This is a genomic window from Brevibacillus sp. JB24b (genome assembly GCF_051713385.1).
Taxonomy (GTDB): domain Bacteria; phylum Bacillota; class Bacilli; order Brevibacillales; family Brevibacillaceae; genus Brevibacillus_B; species Brevibacillus_B laterosporus.
On sequence record NZ_JBNVQV010000001.1, the window covers coordinates 3,660,346 to 3,684,663 of the forward strand.

The following is a 24,318-nucleotide window of genomic DNA, read 5'->3' on the forward strand; positions in this document are numbered from 1 at the left end:
AGAAATCTGCTTATTGTAACTTCTGTACACGATCCCATTGACTAATAATATCGGTTACACGCACTCCGAAGTTTTCGTCAATGACAACGACTTCACCTTTTGCGATCAGCTTGTTGTTGACTAATATATCAACAGGCTCGCCCGCTAATTTGTCCAACTGAATAATAGAACCAGCAGACATCTCTAGTATATCGCGAATTAGTTTTTTTGTACGACCCAACTCAACAGTTACCTGAAGCGGAATATCCAATAGCAATCCTAGGTTCTGCTCATCTGGTTGAGCAACATTATTCCCCTGGAATGGTGTAAATTGTGCTGGTTGAACATTTGCTGCCGCTACCTGTGAGTTAACCGCTCCCCCAGCCTGTTGCGGAGACTGCGCATATGGTTGTGGGTACGGCGGATATGGGTACGGATATGGTGCATACCCTTGATTTGGTGGGTAGCCATATGGTGCTGGTTGCGGTGGATACGGATGCGGTGGTTGTTGTTCATAACCGCTCGGAGCCGCACTCATCGGCATACCAGGTGCTTGTTCCATTACTGGTGGTTGAGGCGCTGATGCTGGCATTGGCGCTTCTGCTGCTACAGGTGTTGCTTGCGGAGTTGCAGCTGGTTTTCCAAAATCCATAGAAGATTCATGCATGATAGAAGCTGTTGCTGATGTTTCAACCATCTCCGGTCCTTCACTTCCCATCAAACGACTAATCATTTGTTTGGCAAAATCAATTGGTAAAAGCTGCATAATATTAGAATCAATTAGCTCTCCTTGATCTCCAACCTTAATTTGGAAGGAAATTTTGACAAGCTCCTCACCGCTAGGCAATCCTTCTTCTCCTTGGCCATTCTGTAAATCCATCATATCAATCCCAGGAGGAGAAATGTTGACTAATTGATTAAAAATGGTCGACATTGAGGTTGCCGCAGAACCCATCATTTGGTTCATCGCTTCCTGCACAGCACTCAAATGCATTTCTGATAGGTCAAGCGCGTTATTTCGACCATCGCCACCCATCATTAAATCTGCAATGACAGTGGCATCTGCTACCTTAATAACAAGCATGTTGATACCTTGAAATCCATCCGTATATTCAACATGCACCGCAACATGAGGTCGTGGAAATTCATCGACTAACTCACTTCTCTTCACGATGGAGACTGTTGGTGTCGTAATATCTACCTTTTGACTTAACAGAGTAGATAACGCGGTTGCTGCACTGCCAAACGAAATATTACCGATTTCGCCTAATGCATCTTGCTCAAAGGGAGAGAGATATTCATCAACATCAGGGATGTTGTTCTCCACTTGCGTTGGCTCCTCAGAGAGGTTATCGTTGGCTTTTAGCAAGGCATCAATCTCTTCTTGAGACAACATATCTCTACTCATAGTTTTCCTCCCCCTCCTCTATCACTTCATCGATTTGCACAGCTACCTTGCCTTTTAACGTACCTGGTTGAGCGTAGAATTTTAAGCAATCGCCCACTTTGACATGTAGCCTGTTATCAATGGTTTGGTCCAATTGAATGACATCACCTTGTGTTAGTTGTAAAAATTCTCGTACGGTGATGCTGCTTGTTCCTAGTTCCGCACAAATCGGCAACTTAGCAGTTTTGACTTGCTCTTCTAAAAGCTGTCTCTCTGCTTCATCTCGTTGTCGTCGCTGTGTTGAGAACCAGTATTGCCCAGATAATTTTGGCATGATCGGTTCTAATACCACGTGTGGCAAGCAGAGGTTAATCATCCCTGTCGTATCACCAATCTTGGTACTAAAGGAAATAACAGCAACAATTTCATTAGGTGAAACAATCTGCATAAATTGCGGATTCATTTCAAGAACTTCCAAATATGGATCTAATTCAATAATTTGCTTCCAAGCTTCGTGAAAACTATCTAGCGCCTTGCTGAAGACGCGTTCCATTACGGTCGTTTCAATCTCGGTCAATGCTCCCATTTTATCAGGGATCATTCCTTGACCGCCCAATAATCGATCCAACATCGCATAAGCGATATTTGGATTTACTTCCATTACCATTCTACCTTCTAAAGGCGGTGCCTCAAAGATATTTAGGATGGTCATTTTCGGTATAGATCGGATAAATTCGTCGTATGGCAACTGGTCAACAGAGGCGACATTAATTTGCACGAAGGTCCGAAGCTGCGCTGAAAAATAGGTAGTTAAGAGTCTGGCATAATTCTCGTGAATTCGCGTCAGTCCACGGATCTGATCCTTAGAGAAGCGAAGCGCTCGTTTAAAATCGTATACCTTGATTTTTTTCTCAGCGTCTTCTTTTTTTAGTTCATTAGCATCCATTTCTCCAGAGGATAGAGCAGCTAATAACGCGTCTATCTCACTTTGTGAAAGTACCTCGGCCATGGCGGTCACCTCCTTTTGCGCTTTGTTTCATCCCACTCATCGTTTTTTCCCATCTCTTATGTCTTTTTTAGGTTAGTCGTGCTAACGAGAATGATTCTACCATCTTGCATAATTGTATTAACATCATTTAGAACTTTGGCCTCAAGCTTGTTAATGCCTTCCGTTCCTTTTAAATCTTCTGGAGTCAATCCAGCCAAGCTTTTAATGATGACCTGCTTTACTTGCGGCAATCTTTTTTCTAGTTCAGCTTTACCATTTTTACCATCTGCTGTAATGCTAAAGCGTACCACCACAAAGTTATTGGTTAAAAGATTGGTGGTAATGTCTTCGGTATCTACCGAGTATTCCTTCATTTCATCTGCATTTAATGCCTTAACTACCTCGGCTCCATTAGCTTGTTTCGATGGAGCAAACGTGTACATGTACATAAAGAATCCTGCCACACCTAACAGAGTGATAGCAATTAAAATAATAAGTGCCATATTTACTAATTTATTTTGAAACATAGCGGCCTCCCGTTATTAGCTAGATTCGCTTGGGTTCTCAAGCGTCTTTGCCAAATACGATTCCTGATAAAACTGCTTCATTTGAAGAATGATGTCTTCGACTGTCTCTTTGACCAGATACTTCTTCCCAGTGGTTAAGGTAATAATGGTATCTGGTGTTGCTTCTACTACTTCAATATGAACCGCGTTTAAATAAAATGTATTTCCGTTAAACCGGGTCAAGCGAATCATCGAACGACTCCTTTCAAAGGTGGTAGAGGAGGAGAAATTCCTCCTCATACCTTATCGTTGTGATGCTTAAAATTATTTCTAATTACTGTTTGTTACCTATCGTTTTAGGTTCACCAGTTCTTCCAAAACACTATCGGAAGTTGTAATGATACGTGAATTTGCTTGGAACCCACGCTGTGCAACAATCATTTCAGTGAACTCTTCACTAAGGTCTACGTTAGACATTTCAAGTTGACCTGAGAGGACTTTGCTATTCGCTTCGGTTGGATTGGTTATTTCATTTCCTGTATTTCCTGAAGCTACGGTTGTTTTATACAGGGAACCACCTATCTTTTCCAATCCACCTGGATTGGATACAACTGCTATCCCAATTGTAGCAATTTCCTCAACTTCTTGGTCTTTAGTAACTCCTATGACTCTACCATCCGCCCCAATTGAATACGAAACGTAGGTTTCTCTGTCAATCTTAATAGGTGCATTATTAGCATCTAATAATCGAAGTCCCTGTGGATTAACAAGTTCCCCTTCAACATCACGTACAAATTCACCAGCACGTGTTAAATATTTAGCATCTTCGCCATCCGATACTACAAAAAATCCATCACCTTCAATAGATAAATCAGATGAAAGCCCTGTCGTTTGAGGACTCCCCACAGAATGAACCACATCGATAGAAGCTACTTTACTTCCCAACCCTACTTGCATCGGGTTAACACTTCCTCTTGTTTCGGATGTTCCTGATTCACTACCAACCTTTTGGCTCAAAATATCCTGGAACATTACACGGCTCTTTTTAAAACCAACCGTATTCACGTTTGCAATATTATTACCAATTACATCTAATTTTGTTTGAAAACCCTTCATGCCGGATACACCGGAATACATCGAACGAATCATTAATAAACCTCCCTGTTTTTTAAAGTTTGGATTACCTCAGTCATTTGGCAATCCGTGGGCTTCCTACATGAGGGCCGGCCCTATTTATACAAAGACTGCACTGTCAATATTGGTAAATACATTTTCCTTCATTCGACTTTCATCCATAGCCGTAATTACCTTGTGATTAGAGATGCTTACGACATAGGCGACATTATCCATTAAGATTAGGGACTCTCGTGCTCCTTTGTCCCTCGCCTTTTGAAATCCACTCTCCAGCCGTTGCATATCTTCTGGTTGCAACTCGATTCCACTCTCTCGCATCCGCTGTACAGCATGTTGACTAAAGGAGAGAGCTTTTGGAGAGGAGCTCTGCTGGGTCGTTAAGGAATCAGAAAGCCATTGATCAAACGGCTTAGTCGTTGGTTGCGAAGCCCCCGTCTGCTTAGGAGTGGAGAGCCGCGAAGGATAATAGGTGCTTCCTACACGTATGTGATGGTTCAAAGCTATCCCTCCATCCTTATACCCTTTATGCGTTCAGGTCTACGCGAGATGCTCCCAGCCTTGTATTGCTTTCACGTTCACCTTCGAGAACACTGTCAAAGGAAGCCTCTGCTTGCTCGTTCTGTGCACCTTGATCCTGAGATTGCTCACGAGCCTGCTGACCACCATTCTCCTTGCCCTGATCAAAAGAGAATGGAGTGGAATTATTTTGTTGGCTTACTTCTAACTTATCCACTTGTATTCCCTGTTGGGCAAAAGCGGTTCTGAGTTGAGCCATTTGTTGATCCAGCATGTCTTTACCGTGCTTGGAGTCTGCAATAAAGTGAGCGGTTATCACACCATTGTGTGAGCTAATGCGCACATCAACTTTACCAAGCTCCTGTGGATACAAGATTAGTTTCGCTTCCGTAACCCCTTGGAGTGTACCCACTTTCAGCTGACGGACAAATATATCCGTAACCTGTTGTGGCATTTGTTCTGCTCGAACAGGGAAGCTTTTCATTTCTGATGCTGTTCCTGCTTGTTTTTGTACTGGAGTAGTTGAAATGTTCTCCACTTGGAGTTGAGTTGTCGTGTCTACATCGACATCAGCTGTCTCCGGATTCATAGCTACTGGTGCGATCGCTTCCTGTAATGTAGATTGGAACGATTTCACCTGAATGCCCGCTTCCTGTCCATATTGGCTCAATGCATGATGAACGCGAACCGGTTGCATTTGGGTAGAAATTTGATTTGAAACCTCTACTCGATTAGCTGTAGTAGGAGTCAACTGCTTTTTCAATTGAGGAGTAACCAATACGGATTGTTGCTCTTCAAGAACCCCATCCTTTTGTAAAGAAATCCCCATTTGTCCCAACGTTTTTTGCACAGTTTCAAGCAATTTTTGATAATCTCCTTTTGCCTGATCAGGTGTCATCGTCGGCAGTTTCTGCAACAAATCAGTTAATTTGTTAGCATCTTCCTTAGACATTCCTTGAGCTGTCAAAGCCTGAAGTAGGGTTTGTTTTCCCTCAACCGTTGTAAGTGTGATGATTGGAAGCTTGCCTTCAGGAGCTTCTTCAGCTTGTCCATCCCCATTGCTGATTTGCTGTTCTTGTGGCAAGAGCATCTGTTGATTGGTTCCTAGCAACTGCTGAAGCATCGCCATAAGGTCTCCTAATGCACTTGCATCTTCTTCAGAAAGACCAGGAAATTCCACTTCAGCCATGTTAGTAAAGGCTCCAACCGCTAGGCCTAATTGCAAAGAAAAAACTCCTTGTTCTTGGCCGGCTACAGAAGCTTGTCCTCCATTTAATGCAGGAGTAACTCCTGGCGTACCAGTTCCCATAGGCATTACAGTTTGCATGTTTCCAATATTCATCTAATCACCTCCTATATAATTTCGTTGCTATGTAAACGATGAAGAACATTTGTACTTCATCGAGGCAACGCATTCGTTATGCGCGCTGCTAATTCGGGGTTTGACTTGCTAATTTCACCTAATAACTCGCCCCGTTTATTGTCAGATACTTGTCCCAGTACACTTAAAGCGCGTTCTGTATTGATTTTATACAATGAGATTAAAATTTTAGACGCATCTCCTGTATTCATTGACTCAAAGCTTTTAATTAATCTCTCTGCATCTATTTTGCTTGATTCTCTAGTTTCACTTAAGGCTTTCGTTAAAATTTGGACCCGCTGTTGTAAGGCAGCGATGTCATCATCTTTTGAAATTTGATTATCCTTAAGCAGGATAGAAATATCCGCAGCCTTCTTCGGGTCCATCTTCGCCAACAGCTGAGCCTGTTCCTCCGTTTTCATCTTTGAAAGAACAACGACGGCTTCTTCCTTGCTAAGGTTCCCTACGATCGCAGCTGCATTTTTAGCCGACATAGAACTATAGATCTTAGCTAAATCCTGAAACTGCTTTTGTCTTTCTTCCTCTTTTATGCGGTTTTCTTCAGTTGTTTTTTGTAAATTAACAATTTGTTTTTGTAAAGCCGCAATCGTGGTATCTTTTTGACTTACTTCTTTTTGCAATTGTTCAGCGGCCTGTTTACTTTTCGCTGCTTCCTCATTTACCTGAGCCTTTGCTGGTTCTGTTTTGTTATCCTCTACCGTTTGACTAGTTGGTGCATCGTCTGGTATTAGCTTTTCTACATATGGAACGCTATTTAGCCAATCTTTTACGCTTCCCACGACATTGTAGCCAAGGAGGCTTGCCAAGATTCCAGCTAACAAACTAGCAAATAAGGCAGGAATAACAATGATGTATAAGAGCCACTCTAGCCTGTTATACTCGCGTTCCTCCTGGATTTCCTCTTCCATGAAGACGCCTCCTTTCACCCCTGCTTCAATTGTCGGCGGAATCGATTCGTACCGATCTCATCCATTTCTTTTTGTTCTACCTGGTTTTGCCATTCTATATACTTGGTTTGAGCTTTATCACGCAGGGTTGACCATAGCTTGGATTCTTGCAAATGGAAATGCAATTTTTCCTTGCATCGTTCGATTTCTTTATCACAACCAATAATGCGACGCTTTTGCGTGGCAATCTGGCGGTCTACTACCTGCTGAAATCTCGTAACGGCTAATAAATCTGATGCGCTACATGCATCATGTTGCATATCCACAAGCGAATCGGACATATCATTTCGCTTATCAACAAGTCGGTATAGCTTTTGCTCTTCTTGTTGCTTTTGTTGTACCGATCGACCAAATGCCCATTGTGCTTGTTCTGTTTCTTTTTCCTTTAAATCAAGTACTTTTTGCATATGAAAGCGAAAAGGCTTCACGTTACATCACACTCCCAAAATGAGCGGTTAATGCTTGTAGAGTCGTATTAAAATCGGATGGTTCGTTAACCCCCTGCGCCGTAAATGCTCGGATAGTCTCTCTATGGCGAATGGCGGCATCAATTTCTCGATTCGTCCCCATCTTGTACGCTCCAATATTAATTAAATCCTCTGCCTCTTTATATGTAGCCATGTGTCGTTTTAATTCCTGAGCTGCTTGTAAATGTTGAGGAGAGCAAATCTCACTCATTACCCGACTTACACTTTGCAAAATATCAATCGCTGGAAAATGTCCTCGTTGAGCAATTTTGCGATCCAAAACAATATGACCATCTAATATCCCACGTACAGCATCAGCTATCGGATCATTCATATCATCAGAGTCTACCAATACGGTATACAAAGCGGTAATACTACCTTTATCTGAAGTACCTGAACGTTCCAATAGCTTAGGTAACATAGCAAACACAGACGGGGTATATCCACGTGTAGCTGGTGGCTCACCAATGGCGAGGCCAATCTCACGTTGGGCCATAGCAAAACGCGTCACAGAATCCATCATTAACATCACGTTAAGTCCACGATCTCTAAAATATTCAGCAATCGCAGTAGCAATCATCGCACCTTTAATACGGATCATTGCTGGTTGATCTGATGTAGCAACTACAACTACAGACCGTTTTAATCCTTCTTCGCCCAAATCACGTTCGATAAAATCACGCACTTCACGTCCACGTTCTCCGACAAGAGCAATAACATTAATGTCAGCAGTCGTATTGCGAGCGATCATGCTCATTAAAGTACTTTTCCCTACACCAGAGCCGGCAAAGATACCTACACGCTGGCCTTTTCCCATGGACAATAGGCCATCTATAGCTCGTACACCTAGGCTTAGCGGTTCTGCTATCCTCGGCCTTGTCAATGGATTAGGAGGCGTGTTATCAGTTGCATAGTTCGTTAGCCCATATGGAAGTGATTCATTTGACAAAGGACGACCAAGCCCATCAAGAATACTTCCTAAAATTTCGGGTCCTACCTTCACTGATAAAGGTCTACCTGTAGCTACTACATCACATCCAGGACCGATATACGATAAATCACCAAGTGGCATTAATAGAACCTTCGTATCTCGAAACCCCACCACTTCAGCCATAATTGGTTCTTTGTGATGAGGCGATTCAATCATACATATTTCGCCTAATTTAGCCTCAGGTCCTTGGGACTCTACAGTAAGTCCCACTACCTGCGTCACCTTACCATTTATGCGGTGAGGAGTGATTGTTTGCATAGCAACTTTATATTTTTCTGCATTTAATGTAATCATTGGGATTCACTTCCCCGCGCTACGTCCATCAGAATTTGTTTTATTTCTTTTAGTTGGGTATCAATTTTGGCATCCACACTTCCGTAGGCTGTCCGGATAATGCAGCCTTCATCTTCTACCGCATAATCTGGATAAATGCCTAGTTCCGCTTGCCCATCGATTAACGAAAGCAGCTGTTCACGATGCTCTTCGACAAAAGGATACAATTTGTGATTCACCAAAATAGATACAACCCCATGCGAACGTGAGCTTTTTAAAGCCTGTCGAACAATCTCAACGACTTTCTCTGGTGCTAGCACCAGCTCATCATGAATGATTTTACGAGAGATTTCCAAGCTTAGCTCAACTAGGAATGGCTCGGCTTCCGCTATAATACCCTCTTTGGTCTCATACGCTTGGGTTAAAACATACTTAGCCTTTTGAACATTTTCTTCTTGTTCGAGGCGTGCACTCTCCAAGCCTTGCTCCTGTCCAAGAGTGTAACCTTCTACACGAGCCATTTCCTTGGTCTCCTGCGCCATTTCCTCTGCTGCTTTTTGCTGTTGCTCCCACCACTCGGCTATCTCCTGCCGAGCTTGCTCGCGCATTTGCTCTGCTTGAGTAGAAGCATCAGCCATAATACTCTCAGCTAACTCTTCTGCATCTCGTATAATGGCCTTTGCTTCTTCTTGCAGTTTCTGATGTTCCATAACTTTATTTTCCAGCAACATTTCTTCTACTTCATCCGTCTGTACTTGTATAGCGGCATTCATTTGCTGAGTCACTTCAAGTACATAGGTATCCACAGACTGGACATATCGATTTGCCTTAAAAATCCTAGACAATGATATCATCTCCTCCACCGCGGGCGATGATGATTTCTCCAGCTTCTTCTAAGCGGCGAATGGTAGCAACGATGCGGGACTGTGCCTCTTCGACATCACGCAATCGCACAGGTCCCATAAACTCCATTTCTTCTTTGAAGGTATCTGCCATCCGCTTGGACATGTTGCGGAAAACCGTTTCGCGTACTTCTTCACTTGCCACTTTAAGCGCAAGTTGCAAATCGTTGTTGTCCACATCGCGAATAACGCGTTGAATGGAACGATTGTCGAGTGTAGCAATGTCTTCGAATACAAACATCCGCTTTTTGATCTCTTCAGCAAGCTCTGGGTCTTGAATCTCTAGTGAATCAAGTATGGTTCGTTCCGTACTACGGTCAACACCATTTAAGATGTTTACAATGGATTCGATACCACCCGCTTGTGTGTAATCTTGGGTTACAGTTGCAGAAAGTTTTTGTTCCAATACCTGTTCTACCTGAGCAATTACCTCTGGAGATGTGCTATCCATTAAAGCAATCCGTTTAGCTACATCTGCCTGACGATCCTGTGACAGTGATGACAAGATCATAGATGACTGTTGTGGTTCTAAATAAGCTAGTACCAATGCAATGGTTTGTGAATGTTCATTTTGAATAAAGTTAAGGATTTGACTAGGGTCCGCCTTTCTAGCGAAGTCAAACGGGCGCACTTGCAAATTGGCTGTCAAACGGTTCAAGATATCTAGCGCCTTACTCTCTCCTAATGCTTTTTCCAAAATTTCTTTAGCGTACGTAATACCACCTTGCGCTATTACTTCTTTGGCAACTGCTATCTGATGGAATTCTGCTAGTATTTTGCCTTTTTCTTCATGATCCACTTTACGTACACTGGCAATTTCCAGTGTAAGTTGTTCAATCTCATCTTCACGTAAATGCTTAAATACCTGTGCCGAGACATCTGGACCAAGCGAAATGAGCAAAATCGCAGCTTTTTGCCTTCCGGTTAACTCTTTTGCGACACGAGCCACTATACTCACTCCTTAGTCTTCTGCTAGCCACGTACGAAGCAGAACGACGAACTCGTCTGGATTGCTTCGAGCCAATTTTTCCAGCTGTTTACGAACCATCGCTTCATCTGTATCATCTTCCAACGAAGATAGATCTGGAATATCAAGCGATGGAGTGAAAGGAAATTCCTCTTCGAACTCTACCTCTTCTTGCTCTTGCTGTTTGCGTCGACGAATAAGCACGAATGCTAGTGCTCCTAAGGCTAATAATGCAACTGCCCCAACTCCATACATCATGGTTGGAGTAAAGAAGCCATTGTTGTTATCGTCTAGCTTGCCGGAGAACGGTTTTGCAAAAACAGAAATACGCTTGTTCACTTCATCATCGGGTAAATTCTTATTGCTGACGGCTACACGAACAACATTACCAATTACTTTTTGTATGTTTTCTTTGGTAGCGTCATCCAACGTTCCTCCATTTGGAGGCTCAACCCCAACGTTGATAGAAATATCGACAATTTGATATGGACTAGCGGTTACGTTCTTCGTTATACGATTTACTTCACGATTGACAGTGTCAGATAGCTCTTCATATTCACTATTGCTACCTTGAGCTGTAGCAGATTGATAGCTACCAACCTGATTATCACCTGTACCGGCTACTCCACCAATAGGAGGGGTACCTTGTCCGGTATATGCTTTTGATAATTTTTGAGAACTAATTATAATGCCTTCATCATTTACAACAGGTGAGAACTAATTATAATGCCTTCATCATTTACAACAGGTGAAACCAAATTTTCGACTCGGTTTTCTTTTGAGAAATCCATTTGTACCATTGTATGTACGACAACTTTATCTCGTCCCATAATGGTGGACAGCATGTTGAATAAATTTTTCTGTATTTCTCTTTCTACTTTGTTACGTATCCGCTCTTGCTGTTCGAAAGCAGTCATGGAACTGCCCTCTTCTTTACCAGCTAACTCCAACGTATTGGAATATTGATCGGTAATCGTTATGTTTTCTACAGGCAAATTTTTCACTGAACGTGAAACAATATGATATAAGGATTTGATTTGTGCATCGTTTAATTGAGTACTTGGGTCTACCTCTACCATGACTGATGCTGTGGCTTTATCTGTGTTATCTGTAACAAACGTGGTTTCTTCCGGCATGGTTAGAATAACTTGAGCCGTGCGAACCCCTTTTACTTTTTCCAAGATTTTTCGAATCTCCTGTTGAAGAGCATCTTTCTTCATCACTTCAAACTGGCGATCGGTCATGCCAAACATATTATTAGAAAAAATTTCTGAGCTGATGCCGGCATCTTTGGGAATTCCTTGTGCTGCCAAATCAACTATGACATCTTGTGCCATCGTTTGTGGCACCTCAATGCCTGTCCCATTCCCTGTTAATCGATATGGGATGTTTTTTGCTTCTAGTTCTTGTTTGATCGCACCAACTTCTTGCTCACTCAATCTGTCATATAAATTTACATATACAGGACGAGAAGCTATGTATAAATAAAGGGAAAGCGCGATAAGTAGGAAAAGAGCTGAAGCACCTATCAATAGTTTTTGTTTTTTCGTGAGCTTGTCCCACATTGTCTTTACCTTGTCTCGATATAACAATAAACGTTCGTTCATGGTTCACCTCTACAGAGCTGCATACCAGTTTGGAACCTTACACCTGCATGCGCATGATTTCCTGATATGCTTCGATCGCTTTGTTACGTACTTGCATCGTCATTTGTAACATTAGAGAAGCTTTTTGACCCGCTACCATCACCTGATGGACATCAGTCACTTCTCCAGCTGCATATTTCATTGACATTTCTTCTGAAACTAACTGAGCCCGATTCACTTGATCCAGGGCATCGGTCATATAGGCCGAGAAATTTCGTGCTACTTCAGCCGGTGAAGCTGTGTTTTTTACTTGTAGCGGCTGTGCATTTATGACTGAACCTATGTTATTAATTTCCATCTGTCAGCCAACCCCTTTATTATTTACCATTAATCTCTAGTGCTTTTTGCATCATGCCCTTTAGTGCATTCATAGCTGTAACGTTTGCCTCATAAGACCTAGAAGCAGAAATCATGTCAATCATTTCTTTTGTCACATCTACATTAGGCATCAGGACATAGCCATCTAGGTCTGCGTCAGGATGCTCAGGATTATAGACCCGCTGGAATTGACTATTGTCCTCCTTAATCCCGGTAACATGTACCCCCGACTCCTGACGGCCTTCTACATTCCCGACTGCCGCTTGTAGAAGATTGTCGAAAGACTCTCCTGTTCTTGGTGATAATTCTACCATCTTACGTCGGTACGGTTGCCACGCTCCATCTACGAATTTCCCACGCGTCGTATTGGCATTTGCGATATTAGAAGCAATCGTATCCAGCCTTAGCCGATTGGCAGTCAAGGCAGAGGCACTTGTATCAATTCCACGAAACAGACTCATCTACTATCTTCCTCCCTCAACAACACTCTTCATTTTGGTAAAGTATCCATTTGTTAACTGAACGAGGCCATTATACCAGATGGTGTTTTTGGCCTGTTGGCTCATTTCAAAATCAATGTCCACATTGTTTCCATTGTTTTGAATTAACGTTTCGTTGTTCGTCATAGTCTGGGCCTGAGGGATTTTACCTAAACCTGTGCCAAATGGAATGTGTCTCTGATTCGTTCGATATGCTTCCAAGGTTCGACCATTATTTCCTTCCAATGCCTCCTTCAACAAGCTTTCAAACACTACGTGCTTGCTTTGAAAATGAGGGGTATCAATGTTAGAAATATTGTTGGCAATCACTTTTTGCCTAAGCATAGCGGCGTCCAATGAGTTTTCTAGTACATTTAATTGCGTAGATTGAATCAAGTTTCTCTCCCCTCCTTTGTGCCTAAGCTTACATTTTTCTTCTATTTTCTTTGCAATTCGACATCTAACACGCACCTATAATACCATGAAGAAAACTACTAAGAAAGCCCTATCTTACTAGGACTAGGAAAAATGTTACAAAAGTCTCAATTGGTGAAAACGCCCATAAAAACAGTGCTTTTTACCAATTTTGTCACATTCGTTTCATAAATGTATTAATAATGTGAATACTTATTGTGAATACTATATAAATAAGTGATAAATATGAAAAAAAAGAGAAGAAGGTCAATAGACCCCCTTCTTCATTTTTCAATAAAGCGCATAACAACTGGGTTTTATGTCAGTTTATGGCGTTTTAAGCTTTTCTAATTCCGGAAGAAGTTTGCCATTCAGAACTTTAATAAATGTACCCTTCATACCCAAAGAACGAGATTCAATTACACCAGCACTCTCTAATTTTCTCAAAGCGTTAACAATAACAGAACGTGTGATGCCTACACGATCAGCAATTTTTGAAGCAACAAGTAGGCCTTCTTTCCCATCTAGCTCTTGGAAAATATGCTCAACTGCTTCAAGTTCACTATAGGACAAAGAACCAATAGCCATTTGTACAACAGCTTTACTACGCGCTTCTTCTTCGATTGCCTCCGCACGTTCACGCAGGATCTCCATACCTACTACAGTAGCGCCTACTTCAGTTAGAATTAGGTCACCTTCGACAAATTCTTTGTTTACACGTGCCAAGATCAATGTACCCAAACGATCTCCGCCACCCATAATCGGAACAATTGTAGTCCAACCTGTAGGGAATACTTCTTTCATTTCCACTGGGAAGGCACTATGTGGACTGTTAACATCTAGGTTTGCAGATGTTTCTTCTACTTTTAATAGACCATTGCTATATTCTTCTGGGAAACGGCGATCTTCAAGCATTTTGCGAATACGATCATTATCGATTTCTTGCGCAATTGCATATCCCAGCAATTTTCCTTTTCTACTTAAAACGAAAATATTCGCTTCAATAACGTCGCTTAGTACGCTAGACATTTCATTAAAATTAACCGCGTTACCAGCCGTTTTTTGAAGCATACGGTTAATCCTTCTAGTTTTTGTTAGTAAATCCATCGTATATTTCCTCCTGACATCTTCTCACAAATAGATCGCCAATATATGTTTTCTCTCTATAAAATGTATTGACTTAGGTCGCGATTCTGTACAATACTATTTAACTTTTCTTGTACATATTGAGCGGTAATATTGATCACACTCAGATTAATATTTGGTGCTTCAAATGATAAATCCTCAAGCAATTTTTCTAATAAGGTGTGTAGCCTTCTTGCTCCGATATTATCAGTACTTTGATTCACCTCTGTTGCCAATCGTGCTATCTCATGTATAGCATCTTCAGAAAACACAATTTTAATTCCTTCCGTTTCCAAAAGGGCTTGATATTGTGTAATTAAAGCATTCTTAGGTTCTGTCAATATTCTTATAAAATCTTCAACTTTCAAGCTTGAAAGCTCTACTCGAATCGGGAAACGCCCCTGTAATTCCGGAATTAGATCAGATGGTTTGGCTACATGGAACGCCCCAGCAGCCATGAAAAGCATATAATCTGTTTTCACTGGTCCATACTTGGTCATAATCGTAGAACCTTCCACGATCGGTAAAATGTCACGTTGGACTCCCTCGCGTGACACGTCAGGTCCACGGCTATCTTTTCCGGCGATTTTATCAATCTCATCGATAAAGATAATCCCAAATTGTTCTGCTCGAGATATTGATTCTTGAGTCACTTCATCCATATCTACCAGTTTTTGAGCTTCTTGTTGAATCAAGATTTTACGTGCTTCTCGGATGGCCAGCTTGCGTTTTTTGGTTCGCTTAGGTATCAAGCTTCCAAACATTTCCTGCATCTGATTACCCATCTGCTCTGCACCAGGAATTTGCAACATATCAAGCATGGACGGCGACTGATCTTCTACCTCTATTTCGATCTCTTCGTCCTCCAGCTGACCTGCCGCCAGCTTCCAGGCCACTTGTTTGCGCTGTTGCTCCAGGTTTGGATCTTCCTGATCGTTTTTTTCGGTTTGTTGCTGGTTAGAAAATAACATCTCAAACGGATTCTTAAAGTTGTTTTGCTGTTTCTTTGAAGGAAGTAAAAGCTGAACTAGCGCTTCTTCAGCATTTTTCTCCGCCTGTTCCTTGACTTTTTCCATCTTTTCCATTTTGACAATCCGGATAGACGATTCGACTAAATCGCGTACCATCGATTCTACATCGCGACCTACGTAACCGACTTCTGTATATTTCGTAGCTTCTACTTTTATAAACGGAGCTCCGGTTAGCTTTGCGATACGGCGTGCAATCTCCGTTTTTCCGACTCCAGTGGGTCCAATCATCAAGATATTTTTTGGAATCACTTCATCCCGAATTTGTTCCGGCAAGCGACTGCGACGATATCTATTGCGAAGCGCTACAGCAATGGCACGTTTGGCCTGCTGCTGCCCTACAATGTATTTATCCAAATGTTCTACAATCAAGCGGGGGGTCAATTGCTCCCAATTTAATAACAAGGACATCTCTCCCTACCCTTCCATTTTCATGTCTTCAATTACTAAATTCGTATTCGTAAAGACGCAAATTTCAGCGGCTGTTAAAAGACTGGCTTCAGCAATTTGCCTAGCTGTAAGCTCTGGTGCAAATTTCTTCAAAGCCCGTCCCGCTGCAAGGGCAAAATTTCCGCCTGATCCGATGGCTAAAATGCCGTCGTCCGGTTCAATAATTTCCCCATTACCTGAGATTAAAAGAAGATGCTTGCGATTACACACAATCATCATAGCTTCCAAACGGCGTAATACTTTATCTGAACGCCACTCTTTGGCCAGCTCGACCGCCGCTCTCTGCAAATTCCCATGATACTCTTCTAGTTTGCCTTCAAAAAGCTCAAACAAAGTGATTGCATCAGCTACAGAGCCAGCAAATCCTGCCATAACTTCTTCCCGATATAGTCTTCGTACTTTTTTGGCTGTATTTTTCATTACCATACTATTGCCAAACGTAACCTGACCGTCTCCTGCCATCGCCGCTTCACCCTTATGCTGGACAGCAAAAATGGTTGTAGCATGAAATTGTTCCATAGTCGTTCACCCCCTGTGAAAATTTGCACGCGGATGTGCAGTATCGTATACCTCCCGTAATCTTTCTTTTGTGATGTGGGTGTATACTTGTGTAGTGGAGATATTCACATGTCCTAATAGCTCTTGTACCGTCCGCAAATCTGCCCCTGCATTTAGTAAATGAGTGGCAAAAGAATGACGGAAACTGTGCGGTGAAATCCCTAGATGAAGGGCTGCTTGCTGTAGATACTTATCTACCATTCGGCGCACACTACGATCAGATAAAGGGGTTCCCCTATAATTTAACAAGAGTATTGGGCTATCTTTTTCAGCCTTGGATAGTAACATCGGACGACCTGCCTGTAAGTACTTTTGCATGGCTTTAATAGCAAAACTCCCAATTGGCACATACCTTTCCTTAGCACCTTTACCGAAAACAAGAGCGATTCCATTCTGAAGGTCAACATCATTCATTGACATTGTAACCAATTCAGACACGCGCATTCCACTTGCGTATAAAAGTTCCATAATAAGGAAATCACGAAGACCAAGCGGTGTAGATGTATCAACTACACCTAATAGAGTTTCTATTTCATGCGGATACATAAAGGTAGGTAGCTTCTTCTCTACTTTTGGTGTAGATACCATCTGAAACGGATTTTGATCCAGATGCTCTTCACGCATTAAAAAGCGATAAAAGCTCCGCAAGCTAGACAATTTTCTCGCAATACTTCGACGGGAAAGACCTTTTCTCGCAAGATGAGCCAAAAAAGACCGACCATGTAAATAAGAAACAGCAGCAAATTCATTGATTTGTTGCTGTTTCATAAATACGACAAATTCATTGATATCTGCTACGTATTGCTTCAGCGTATGAGGAGAGACGTTTTTTTCCACCTTTAGGTAATGGATGTAAGATGTGATCCATGCGGAAAACTCTGACGAATTGTCCATCTGAGATGTACTCCTCCCAAATCACATATATAGTAACATAGCGTTAAACAATGAAACAACTTTAATTATGTCTTTTATGTGTAAAATTCTGAATACTGCCAAGCGCCCGTTCAGCGATCTTTTCGTTTTTTTCCTTTTTGTTCCTAATTTTAATTCCTAAACTTGGCAAAAGACCAAAATTAGCATTCATTGGTTGGAAATGTTTGGCGTTGGTTGTTGTGATATAATGTGCCATACTGCCCATTACAGTCTCCTCCGGAAGAACCATTTGCTCTTCTCCCTTAGCAAGACGCGCCGCATTAATCCCCGCTAATAACCCAGAAGCTGCAGACTCAACATAACCCTCAACACCAGTCATCTGTCCCGCAAAAAACAAACTATCCCGCTCTTTATATTGATAAGTTGGCCGCAATAGTTTTGGTGAGTTGATAAACGTATTTCGATGCATAACTCCGTAACGAATGATTTCACAATTTTCCAGTCCTGGAATCAATTGAAAAACCCTTTTTTGTTCTGGCCATTTTAAATGAGTCTGAAACCCTACGATGTTGTACAAAGTTGCAGCACTATTGTCTTGTCTAAGCTGAATAACAGCATGCGGCTGTTCTCCGGTGCGTGGGTCAATTAGCCCTACTGGTTTTAATGGACCAAATAGCATTGTTTGACGCCCACGAGAAGCCATGACCTCAATCGGCATGCACCCTTCGAAAAAGACTTCCTTTTCAAATTCCTTCAGAGGAACAGTTTCCGCAGAAATTAATGCATCATAAAAACGATTAAATTCCTCTTCGTTCATTGGACAATTCAAGTATGCTGCTTCCCCTTTATCATATCGAGAGGCAACAAACACTTTCTCCATGTCAATTGAATCCTTCTCGATAATAGGTGCCGCAGCATCATAGAAATACAGATACTCTTCTCCCGTAAGCTCCGTTAATTTCTCAGAAAGTGCTGGTGAAGTAAGCGGACCAGATGCAATGATTACAATGCCTTCAGGGATTTCCGTAATTTCTTCGTTCACTACCTCAATTAACGGATGGTTGCGTACGGCTTCAGTAACATACTCTGCAAACTCATGACGGTCAACAGCCAAAGCTCCACCAGCAGGAACCTGGCATCGATCTGCTGCCTTCATGATTACAGAATCAAATTGACGCATTTCTTCTTTTAAAACCCCAACAGCATTGGTTAATGAATTAGCTCGTAGTGAATTACTGCAAACCAATTCAGCAAATTTATCTGTGTGGTGCGCAGGGGTTTGCTTCACTGGTCTCATTTCGTACAACTTCACAGCAACACCAGCCTGAGCGATTTGCCAAGCAGCTTCACTACCAGCAAGACCTGCTCCAACCACAGTTACAAAAGGTTGTGTCATGGTGAAAAATCCTCTCTATACCTACTATTTAATTGATAAGGGGAATAGAACAAAAAGTTCTATGAATCCCCTTCTTCTTCGTAATCACATTTTGTACAGACAATATTTACGCCTTGTTTTTTTCGTTTCTTTTCAACAAGCATCTCGCCACACTTTGGACAAGGTCTGGAAATTGGTTTATCCCAGGATAAAAATTCACATTCCGGATAGTTGGTACATCCATAGAAAATACGGTTCTTTTTGCTTTTCCGCTCTACTACTTCACCACTTTTACAGCTAGGGCATTTAACATCAATATGTTTGACAATTGGTTTTGTATTTCTACAGTCTGGAAATCCAGAACAAGCCAGGAACTTTCCGAAGCGACCTAATTTGTAAACCAAATGCTTTCCGCATAGTTCACAAATCTCATCTGAAACTTCATCTTTTAGTTCCACTTCCTTCATTTCTTCTTCTGCAACTTTAACCCGTTCAGCGAAGCCTTGATAGAAAGAATCGAGAACCTTTACCCAGTCTGCAATCCCTTCCTCAACCTGATCGAGCCCTCCCTCCATTCCAGATGTAAATTCTACATCTAAAATCTCCGGGAAAAACTCTTCAATCATAGAGATGACTATCTGACCAAGTTCAGTAGGTATAAACCTCTTCTCTTCTAAAGCAACATACCCACGCTTTTGAATCGTTTCCAAGGTAGGAGCATATGTGGAGGGACGACCTATTCCATTTTCCTCCAACGTCTTGACCAATCTTGCTTCCGTATACCGTGGTGGTGGTTGTGTGAAGTGCTGTTTTGGTTCGATTGCTTGTTCAGATAGAATCTGCCCTTCTTCAATCGGAGGTAACAGCTTATCATCTTCATTGGAGCCGTCATCATTTCCCTCAATGTACACTTTCATAAAGCCCGCAAATTGTACTTTAGAACCGCTGGCACGAAACATTACACCATTGTTTTCTATATCTACGCTCATTGTATCAAGAACGGCTGAGGCCATTTGGCTTGCCAAAAAACGCTCCCATATCAAGCGATACAATCGAAGTTGATCTCGACTTAGGTGTTCCTTCATGTCATCAGGCGTGCGTAAGACAGACGTAGGGCGGACTGCTTCATGTGCATCCTGAGCATTCTCTTTTTTAGGTGCTTGACGAGCTTCTTTTAGAGAAAACTCTTGCCCATACTGGTTCGTAATGAATTCTTTCGCTTCGTCTTGAGCGGTCTGTGATACGCGTGTTGAATCTGTACGCATATACGTAATTAAACCGACAGTACCTTCTTTACCTAAATCAATACCCTCGTATAATTGTTGAGCAATCATCATCGTCTTAGCGGTACGGAAATTAAGCTTGCGAGCCGCTTCCTGTTGCAAGGAACTTGTGATAAAAGCAGGAGCTGGATGACGCTTGCGTTCCTTCTTTTGCACTTTTACGACTCTGTATTCGTCTTTCTTGATTTTTCTCAAAATCTCTTGCACATTCTCTTCTGAAGAGAGTTCTACTTTCTCATTAGCATATCCATAAAAACGAGCTTCAAATGGTTTTTTGTTGGATTCTAATGTAGAAGTAATCGTCCAATACTCTTCAGGAATAAACTGCTGAATCTCTTTTTCTCGGTCATTTATCATTTTCACTGTTACAGATTGAACACGACCTGCACTCAAGCCCTTGCGTACCTTCTTCCATAAGATAGGACTAATATTATAGCCCACGAGACGGTCCAAAATTCTGCGAGCTTGTTGAGCGTGAACCAAATCCATATTAATGTGTCTTGGATGCTTAAAAGCATCTTTGATAGCTTCTTTCGTGATTTCGTTAAACACTACACGTAGAGGCTTTGATATATCAAGACCAAGATATGTGGCTAAATGCCAAGCAATAGCTTCCCCTTCGCGATCCGGGTCAGCTGCGAGATATACTTTAGTCACTTTCTTAGCTGCATCTTTCAATCCTTTTAAAATGTCACCTTTACCACGAATGGTTATGTATTTGGGTTCAAAATGGTTACCAACATCAACCCCCATTTGACTTTTAGGAAGGTCGCGTACATGGCCCATTGACGCTTTCACGACATATTTGCTGCCCAGATATTTACCTATCGTCTTTGCTTTCGCCGGGGACTCGACGATAACGAGAGTATCAGCCATTCTATTTTTTCCCCCTTACAAAATGAATCTCCCCTATTATTCAATACGAGATATCCATTTGTCAAACTTCTAATATTTTCCTTCTATACTTCTCTTCTTCTATAAAATTGTCCAGCTTCCTCTTCGATCAAACCTTTTCCTACCAATAAAAGTAAAAAAATATGAAAGTCTTTCTGAAAATCCTTTGATATTCTGAGCTTTATTTCATCTATATGAAGACTATTTTCTTTCATACTAGATAGTATGGCTTTCTCACCTGCTGACAAATCCATTGCCTCCGTATCTAAAGGTTTCTTTTGGAATGTAACTTGTAAATGATAGGGTAATTCTTCTATGAAGTCTTCTAATGAACCTATTAGTTTCGCTCCTTCTTTTATCAAATAATGAGTCCCTTCACTTCCTTTAGCAAAAATGGAACCAGGAACAGCAAATACCTCTCTATTTTGTTCCAAGGCACAACGCGCAGTAATAAGTGATCCGCTTTTCGCTGCTGCCTCCACAACTATTGTCCCCCAACAAAGTCCACTAATAATCCGATTGCGTTCAGGAAAAAAACCAGTTCTTGGAGCAGTGCCATCTGAATATTCAGATACAACCAAGCCATGTTGTGCCATTTGAGCATATAATAACCTATTTTGAGCAGGATAAATCTGATCCAGTCCATTTCCAAGAACACCAATTGTTTCTGCCTGATGTTGGAGGGCCGTCTGATGAGCAATGGTGTCAATCCCTTTAGCAACACCTGACACAATGACCATTCCGGATTTAGCTAGACTACTTACCAGCATCTTACAAGCATCTCGACCATAAGCTGAAGGATTTCTTGTGCCCACAACACCGATTGAGATTTTACGTAGTAAGTCCACATTTCCACGATAATATAAAAGAATAGGTGGATCAGGTATCTCCCGTAAATGATCTGGGTACTCTTGATCCCAATACGTGATGAATTGGATTCCCTTTCGTTTCCTCTCTACCTTTTCCTCATATACCTGTTTTGCAGTAATACCAGTAAGAAAGCCCCTATCTCGTTCTCTTCTTCCTAGCCAGTCCAGGTTATAAGGAGGCTCAAAGCTTCTCTTTTCTTCATATATAGCCCATAGTGTTTTTCTACCTACGCCACGATGTCTACTCAATGTATATATCCAATCACGGTCCTCTAGCTCCTTCATCTATCTTCACTCTTTCTTTTTCTTCATTATAAAAAGAGTAAGAGGGATAGCACAAAAATAAAAAAAAACAAAAAGCCAAGCAAACCCAAACATTGCTCCAAATCTTGTTTTTGGAGTAGTTCAGCTTGTTGACTTTTTGGAAGTAATTATTTGCTCATTACTTTGTCTAGCATTCCTTTTTCTGTAAGGAATTCTACTAATGTTTCTCCAATAACAGCAGGGGTTTTAGCAACACGTACGCCACATTCTTCTAGTTTAGCAATTTTCTCAGCAGCAGTTCCTTTGCCTCCTGAGATAATCGCTCCTGCGTGACCCATGCGTTTGCCTGGAGGAGCTGTTTGACCACCGATGAATCCAACTACCGGCTTTTTCATGTTAGCTGCAATCCATTCAGCCGCTTCCTCTTCTGCTGTACCCCCGATTTCACCAATCATAATAACCGCTTCTGTATCAGGATCTTCATTAAATAATGTTAATACATCGATAAAGTTGGTGCCGTTGACTGGATCGCCACCAATACCAACTGCTGTTGATTGCCCCATACCACGGGTTGTTGTTTGATGTACTGCTTCATATGTCAAAGTACCAGAGCGGGATACAATTCCCACTTTACCTGGTGTATGGATGTACCCTGGCATAATCCCGATTTTACACTCACCTGGAGTGATTACCCCTGGGCAGTTCGGACCGATTAAACGAGTCTTCTTGCCTTCCATGTACCGTTTCACTTTAACCATATCAAGAACAGGAATTCCTTCAGTGATGCAAATAACCAAATCAAGCTCGGCATCTACAGCTTCCATAATGGCATCTGCTGCACCTGCTGGCGGTACGTAGATCACAGATACAGTGGCACCTGTTTTTTCTACAGCTTCCACAACGGTATCAAAAATAGGAATCCCATCTACTTCTTGTCCACCTTTTCCAGCGCGTACGCCACCTACCATTTGTGTTCCGTATTCAACAGCACCGCGAGTATGGAACAAAGCTGTAGAGCCTGTAATCCCCTGTGTAATCACTTTAGTATTTTTATTAATTAAAATACTCATCGCGTATGTTTCCCACCTTTTTATCGTCTTCTTGCTTCTGTAACGGACAATATCCTACTTTACGAGAGCAACGATTTTCTCGGCCCCATCAGCCATGGAATCAGCTGCAACGATATCTAACCCTGAATCTTTCAGGATTTGTTTACCAAGATCAACGTTTGTACCTTCCAAACGTACGACTAGAGGCTTGTCCAAACTTACTTGTTTCGCTGCTGCTACTACACCACTTGCGATAATGTCACATTTCATAATACCACCAAAGATATTGATGAAAATACCTTTCACCTTAGGGTCTGACAGAATGATTTTGAAAGCTTCCGTTACTTTCTCTTCTGTCGCACCGCCCCCAACATCTAGGAAGTTGGCCGGATCTCCACCATAGAATTTAATAATATCCATAGTTGCCATTGCCAAACCAGCCCCATTCACCATACAACCGATGTTACCATCTAGGGCGATATAGGATAGATCATATTTAGAGGCCTGAATCTCTTTTTCGTCTTCTTCTTCTAAATCACGTAATTCCAATACATCAGAATGACGATAGAGGGCATTGCTATCAAAGTTTAATTTTGCATCCAAAGCCATGACTTCGCCGTCACCTGTAACAACTAGCGGGTTAATCTCAGCGATGGAACAATCCTTGTCAACGAACGCTTGATATAAGCTCATCATGAAACTAGCTGCTTTATTTACTAACTCAGCTGGAATATTAATCGCAAAAGCCAAACGACGAGCTTGGAATGGTAGTAAACCCGTAACAGGATCAACTACTTCTTTAAAAATCTTCTCAGGTGTATGGGCTGCTACTTCTTCAATCTCTGTACCGCCTTCTTCTGATGCCATCATGACAACACGATTGGTGGCACGATCAACTACTACCCCTACGTAATATTCTTTCTTAATGTCACAGCCTTGCTCAATTAGTAAGCGCTTAACTTCTTTGCCTTCTGGACCTGTTTGATGGGTTACAAGCACCTTACCAAGAATTTCGTTCGCATATGTACGGACTTCATCCAGATTCTTAGCGACTTTAACACCACCAGCTTTTCCGCGACCACCAGCATGAATTTGTGCTTTTACCACTACGACCTGGGTGCCAAGCTCTTCTGCTGCTTTCACTGCTTCATCTACGGAAAAAGCTACTCGGCCTTCCGGTACCTTTACTCCGTATTGTTTTAGTATCTGTTTTCCTTGATACTCATGAATGTTCATTCTGCAACCTCCTATGGCA

At 41.8% G+C, this 24,318-nt stretch carries 24 protein-coding genes and 1 pseudogene; all 25 read right to left on the reverse strand.

What is annotated here, in order from left to right; translation table 11 throughout:
* Nucleotides 1–10: 10 nt before the first annotated feature.
* The 25 genes and pseudogenes from fliY to sucC all read right to left on the reverse strand — a co-directional run bounded on the left by fliY (nt 11) and on the right by sucC (nt 24,299).
* Nucleotides 11–1,387 carry a flagellar motor switch phosphatase FliY gene (gene fliY / locus ACQV1I_RS17060; protein WP_116333356.1) on the reverse strand — a complete coding sequence of 459 codons (1,377 nt, stop codon included), beginning with the start codon at nt 1,385–1,387 and terminating at the stop codon, nt 11–13.
* On the reverse strand, nt 1,380–2,375 hold the full coding sequence (gene fliM / locus ACQV1I_RS17065) for a flagellar motor switch protein FliM (RefSeq protein ID WP_094699392.1): 996 nt from the start codon (nt 2,373–2,375) through the stop codon (nt 1,380–1,382). The genes fliY and fliM overlap by 8 nt, the downstream gene beginning before the upstream one ends.
* A 56-nt stretch (nt 2,376–2,431) precedes the next feature.
* Entirely contained in the window at nt 2,432–2,881 is a 450-nt protein-coding gene (locus ACQV1I_RS17070; RefSeq protein ID WP_094699393.1) for a flagellar basal body-associated FliL family protein, read from the reverse strand.
* A 15-nt stretch (nt 2,882–2,896) separates the two neighbouring features.
* Nucleotides 2,897–3,112, reverse strand: coding sequence for a flagellar FlbD family protein (locus ACQV1I_RS17075; RefSeq protein WP_094699394.1), 216 nt, complete (start codon nt 3,110–3,112; stop codon nt 2,897–2,899).
* A 96-nt stretch (nt 3,113–3,208) separates the two neighbouring features.
* A complete protein-coding gene (gene flgG / locus ACQV1I_RS17080) occupies nt 3,209–4,009 on the reverse strand; it encodes a flagellar basal body rod protein FlgG (protein ID WP_094699395.1) in 801 nt (266 codons plus the stop codon).
* Nucleotides 4,010–4,093: 84 nt separating this feature from the next.
* Nucleotides 4,094–4,492, reverse strand: coding sequence for a TIGR02530 family flagellar biosynthesis protein (locus tag ACQV1I_RS17085; RefSeq protein WP_018670828.1), 399 nt, complete (start codon nt 4,490–4,492; stop codon nt 4,094–4,096).
* 25 nt (nt 4,493–4,517) lie between these two features.
* Entirely contained in the window at nt 4,518–5,852 is a 1,335-nt protein-coding gene (locus ACQV1I_RS17090; RefSeq protein WP_116333357.1) for a flagellar hook-length control protein FliK, read from the reverse strand.
* Between the two features lie 56 nt (nt 5,853–5,908).
* Nucleotides 5,909–6,799, reverse strand: coding sequence for a MotE family protein (locus tag ACQV1I_RS17095; RefSeq protein WP_116333358.1), 891 nt, complete (start codon nt 6,797–6,799; stop codon nt 5,909–5,911).
* 14 nt (nt 6,800–6,813) lie between these two features.
* Nucleotides 6,814–7,266 (reverse strand): flagellar export protein FliJ, encoded by a 453-nt coding sequence (gene fliJ, locus ACQV1I_RS17100; protein ID WP_018670825.1) that lies wholly within the window; start codon nt 7,264–7,266, stop codon nt 6,814–6,816.
* Between the two features lies 1 nt (nt 7,267).
* On the reverse strand, nt 7,268–8,590 hold the full coding sequence (gene fliI, locus ACQV1I_RS17105; protein WP_116333359.1) for a flagellar protein export ATPase FliI: 1,323 nt from the start codon (nt 8,588–8,590) through the stop codon (nt 7,268–7,270).
* Nucleotides 8,587–9,423 (reverse strand): FliH/SctL family protein, encoded by an 837-nt coding sequence (locus ACQV1I_RS17110; RefSeq protein WP_201747389.1) that lies wholly within the window; start codon nt 9,421–9,423, stop codon nt 8,587–8,589. The genes fliI and ACQV1I_RS17110 overlap by 4 nt, the downstream gene beginning before the upstream one ends.
* Nucleotides 9,407–10,420 (reverse strand): flagellar motor switch protein FliG, encoded by a 1,014-nt coding sequence (fliG, locus tag ACQV1I_RS17115; RefSeq protein ID WP_031413673.1) that lies wholly within the window; start codon nt 10,418–10,420, stop codon nt 9,407–9,409. Before fliG ends, ACQV1I_RS17110 begins: the two co-directional genes overlap by 17 nt.
* Before the next feature lie 12 nt (nt 10,421–10,432).
* Nucleotides 10,433–12,045, reverse strand: a pseudogene (gene fliF, locus ACQV1I_RS17120) (flagellar basal-body MS-ring/collar protein FliF).
* 37 nt (nt 12,046–12,082) lie between these two features.
* Nucleotides 12,083–12,382, reverse strand: coding sequence for a flagellar hook-basal body complex protein FliE (fliE, locus tag ACQV1I_RS17125; RefSeq protein ID WP_094699399.1), 300 nt, complete (start codon nt 12,380–12,382; stop codon nt 12,083–12,085).
* A gap of 19 nt (nt 12,383–12,401) precedes the next feature.
* On the reverse strand, nt 12,402–12,863 hold the full coding sequence (gene flgC, locus ACQV1I_RS17130; RefSeq protein WP_104031302.1) for a flagellar basal body rod protein FlgC: 462 nt from the start codon (nt 12,861–12,863) through the stop codon (nt 12,402–12,404).
* Nucleotides 12,864–12,866: 3 nt separating this feature from the next.
* Complete coding sequence (flgB, locus tag ACQV1I_RS17135) at nt 12,867–13,277, reverse strand: flagellar basal body rod protein FlgB (protein WP_094699401.1); 411 nt, start codon at nt 13,275–13,277, stop codon at nt 12,867–12,869.
* A gap of 345 nt (nt 13,278–13,622) precedes the next feature.
* Nucleotides 13,623–14,402: a GTP-sensing pleiotropic transcriptional regulator CodY gene (codY, locus tag ACQV1I_RS17140; protein ID WP_018670817.1), complete on the reverse strand. Its 780-nt coding sequence runs from the start codon at nt 14,400–14,402 to the stop codon at nt 13,623–13,625.
* Between the two features lie 56 nt (nt 14,403–14,458).
* The gene (gene hslU / locus ACQV1I_RS17145; protein WP_104031301.1) at nt 14,459–15,859 is read right to left on the reverse strand and encodes an ATP-dependent protease ATPase subunit HslU; all 1,401 of its coding nucleotides are present in this window, start codon (nt 15,857–15,859) and stop codon (nt 14,459–14,461) included.
* A gap of 6 nt (nt 15,860–15,865) precedes the next feature.
* A complete protein-coding gene (gene hslV, locus ACQV1I_RS17150) occupies nt 15,866–16,417 on the reverse strand; it encodes an ATP-dependent protease subunit HslV (RefSeq protein ID WP_018670815.1) in 552 nt (183 codons plus the stop codon).
* A 6-nt stretch (nt 16,418–16,423) separates the two neighbouring features.
* A complete protein-coding gene (xerC, locus tag ACQV1I_RS17155) occupies nt 16,424–17,350 on the reverse strand; it encodes a tyrosine recombinase XerC (RefSeq protein WP_116333361.1) in 927 nt (308 codons plus the stop codon).
* 61 nt (nt 17,351–17,411) lie between these two features.
* Nucleotides 17,412–18,725, reverse strand: a complete 1,314-nt coding sequence (gene trmFO / locus ACQV1I_RS17160) for an FADH(2)-oxidizing methylenetetrahydrofolate--tRNA-(uracil(54)-C(5))-methyltransferase TrmFO (protein ID WP_094699402.1) — start codon at nt 18,723–18,725, stop codon at nt 17,412–17,414.
* A gap of 59 nt (nt 18,726–18,784) precedes the next feature.
* Nucleotides 18,785–20,863: a type I DNA topoisomerase gene (topA, locus tag ACQV1I_RS17165; RefSeq protein WP_094699403.1), complete on the reverse strand. Its 2,079-nt coding sequence runs from the start codon at nt 20,861–20,863 to the stop codon at nt 18,785–18,787.
* Between the two features lie 83 nt (nt 20,864–20,946).
* Nucleotides 20,947–22,035: a DNA-processing protein DprA gene (gene dprA / locus ACQV1I_RS17170; RefSeq protein ID WP_116333362.1), complete on the reverse strand. Its 1,089-nt coding sequence runs from the start codon at nt 22,033–22,035 to the stop codon at nt 20,947–20,949.
* A 146-nt stretch (nt 22,036–22,181) separates the two neighbouring features.
* Entirely contained in the window at nt 22,182–23,084 is a 903-nt protein-coding gene (gene sucD / locus ACQV1I_RS17175; protein ID WP_018670810.1) for a succinate--CoA ligase subunit alpha, read from the reverse strand.
* 54 nt (nt 23,085–23,138) lie between these two features.
* Nucleotides 23,139–24,299 carry an ADP-forming succinate--CoA ligase subunit beta gene (sucC, locus tag ACQV1I_RS17180; protein ID WP_094699405.1) on the reverse strand — a complete coding sequence of 387 codons (1,161 nt, stop codon included), beginning with the start codon at nt 24,297–24,299 and terminating at the stop codon, nt 23,139–23,141.
* Nucleotides 24,300–24,318: the final 19 nt, after the last annotated feature.

Bases quoted from the DNA above. Each gene is read 5' to 3' on its own strand.
- fliE (WP_094699399.1), bottom strand. From the start codon at position 12,382: ATGGAAATTAATAACATAGGTTCAGTCATAAATGCACAGCCGCTACAA.
- ACQV1I_RS17095 (WP_116333358.1), bottom strand. From the start codon at position 6,799: ATGGAAGAGGAAATCCAGGAGGAACGCGAGTATAACAGGCTAGAGTGG.
- flgG (WP_094699395.1), bottom strand. From the start codon at position 4,009: ATGATTCGTTCGATGTATTCCGGTGTATCCGGCATGAAGGGTTTTCAA.
- dprA (WP_116333362.1), bottom strand. From the start codon at position 22,035: ATGAAGGAGCTAGAGGACCGTGATTGGATATATACATTGAGTAGACAT.
- codY (WP_018670817.1), bottom strand. From the start codon at position 14,402: ATGGATTTACTAACAAAAACTAGAAGGATTAACCGTATGCTTCAAAAA.
- sucC (WP_094699405.1), bottom strand. From the start codon at position 24,299: ATGAACATTCATGAGTATCAAGGAAAACAGATACTAAAACAATACGGA.
- fliI (WP_116333359.1), bottom strand. From the start codon at position 8,590: ATGATTACATTAAATGCAGAAAAATATAAAGTTGCTATGCAAACAATC.
- ACQV1I_RS17110 (WP_201747389.1), bottom strand. From the start codon at position 9,423: ATGATATCATTGTCTAGGATTTTTAAGGCAAATCGATATGTCCAGTCT.
- fliM (WP_094699392.1), bottom strand. From the start codon at position 2,375: ATGGCCGAGGTACTTTCACAAAGTGAGATAGACGCGTTATTAGCTGCT.
- flgC (WP_104031302.1), bottom strand. From the start codon at position 12,863: ATGAGTCTGTTTCGTGGAATTGATACAAGTGCCTCTGCCTTGACTGCC.
- topA (WP_094699403.1), bottom strand. From the start codon at position 20,863: ATGGCTGATACTCTCGTTATCGTCGAGTCCCCGGCGAAAGCAAAGACG.
- hslU (WP_104031301.1), bottom strand. From the start codon at position 15,859: ATGTCCTTGTTATTAAATTGGGAGCAATTGACCCCCCGCTTGATTGTA.
- fliY (WP_116333356.1), bottom strand. From the start codon at position 1,387: ATGAGTAGAGATATGTTGTCTCAAGAAGAGATTGATGCCTTGCTAAAA.
- ACQV1I_RS17075 (WP_094699394.1), bottom strand. From the start codon at position 3,112: ATGATTCGCTTGACCCGGTTTAACGGAAATACATTTTATTTAAACGCG.
- ACQV1I_RS17070 (WP_094699393.1), bottom strand. From the start codon at position 2,881: ATGTTTCAAAATAAATTAGTAAATATGGCACTTATTATTTTAATTGCT.
- ACQV1I_RS17090 (WP_116333357.1), bottom strand. From the start codon at position 5,852: ATGAATATTGGAAACATGCAAACTGTAATGCCTATGGGAACTGGTACG.
- xerC (WP_116333361.1), bottom strand. From the start codon at position 17,350: ATGGACAATTCGTCAGAGTTTTCCGCATGGATCACATCTTACATCCAT.
- trmFO (WP_094699402.1), bottom strand. From the start codon at position 18,725: ATGACACAACCTTTTGTAACTGTGGTTGGAGCAGGTCTTGCTGGTAGT.
- hslV (WP_018670815.1), bottom strand. From the start codon at position 16,417: ATGGAACAATTTCATGCTACAACCATTTTTGCTGTCCAGCATAAGGGT.
- sucD (WP_018670810.1), bottom strand. From the start codon at position 23,084: ATGAGTATTTTAATTAATAAAAATACTAAAGTGATTACACAGGGGATT.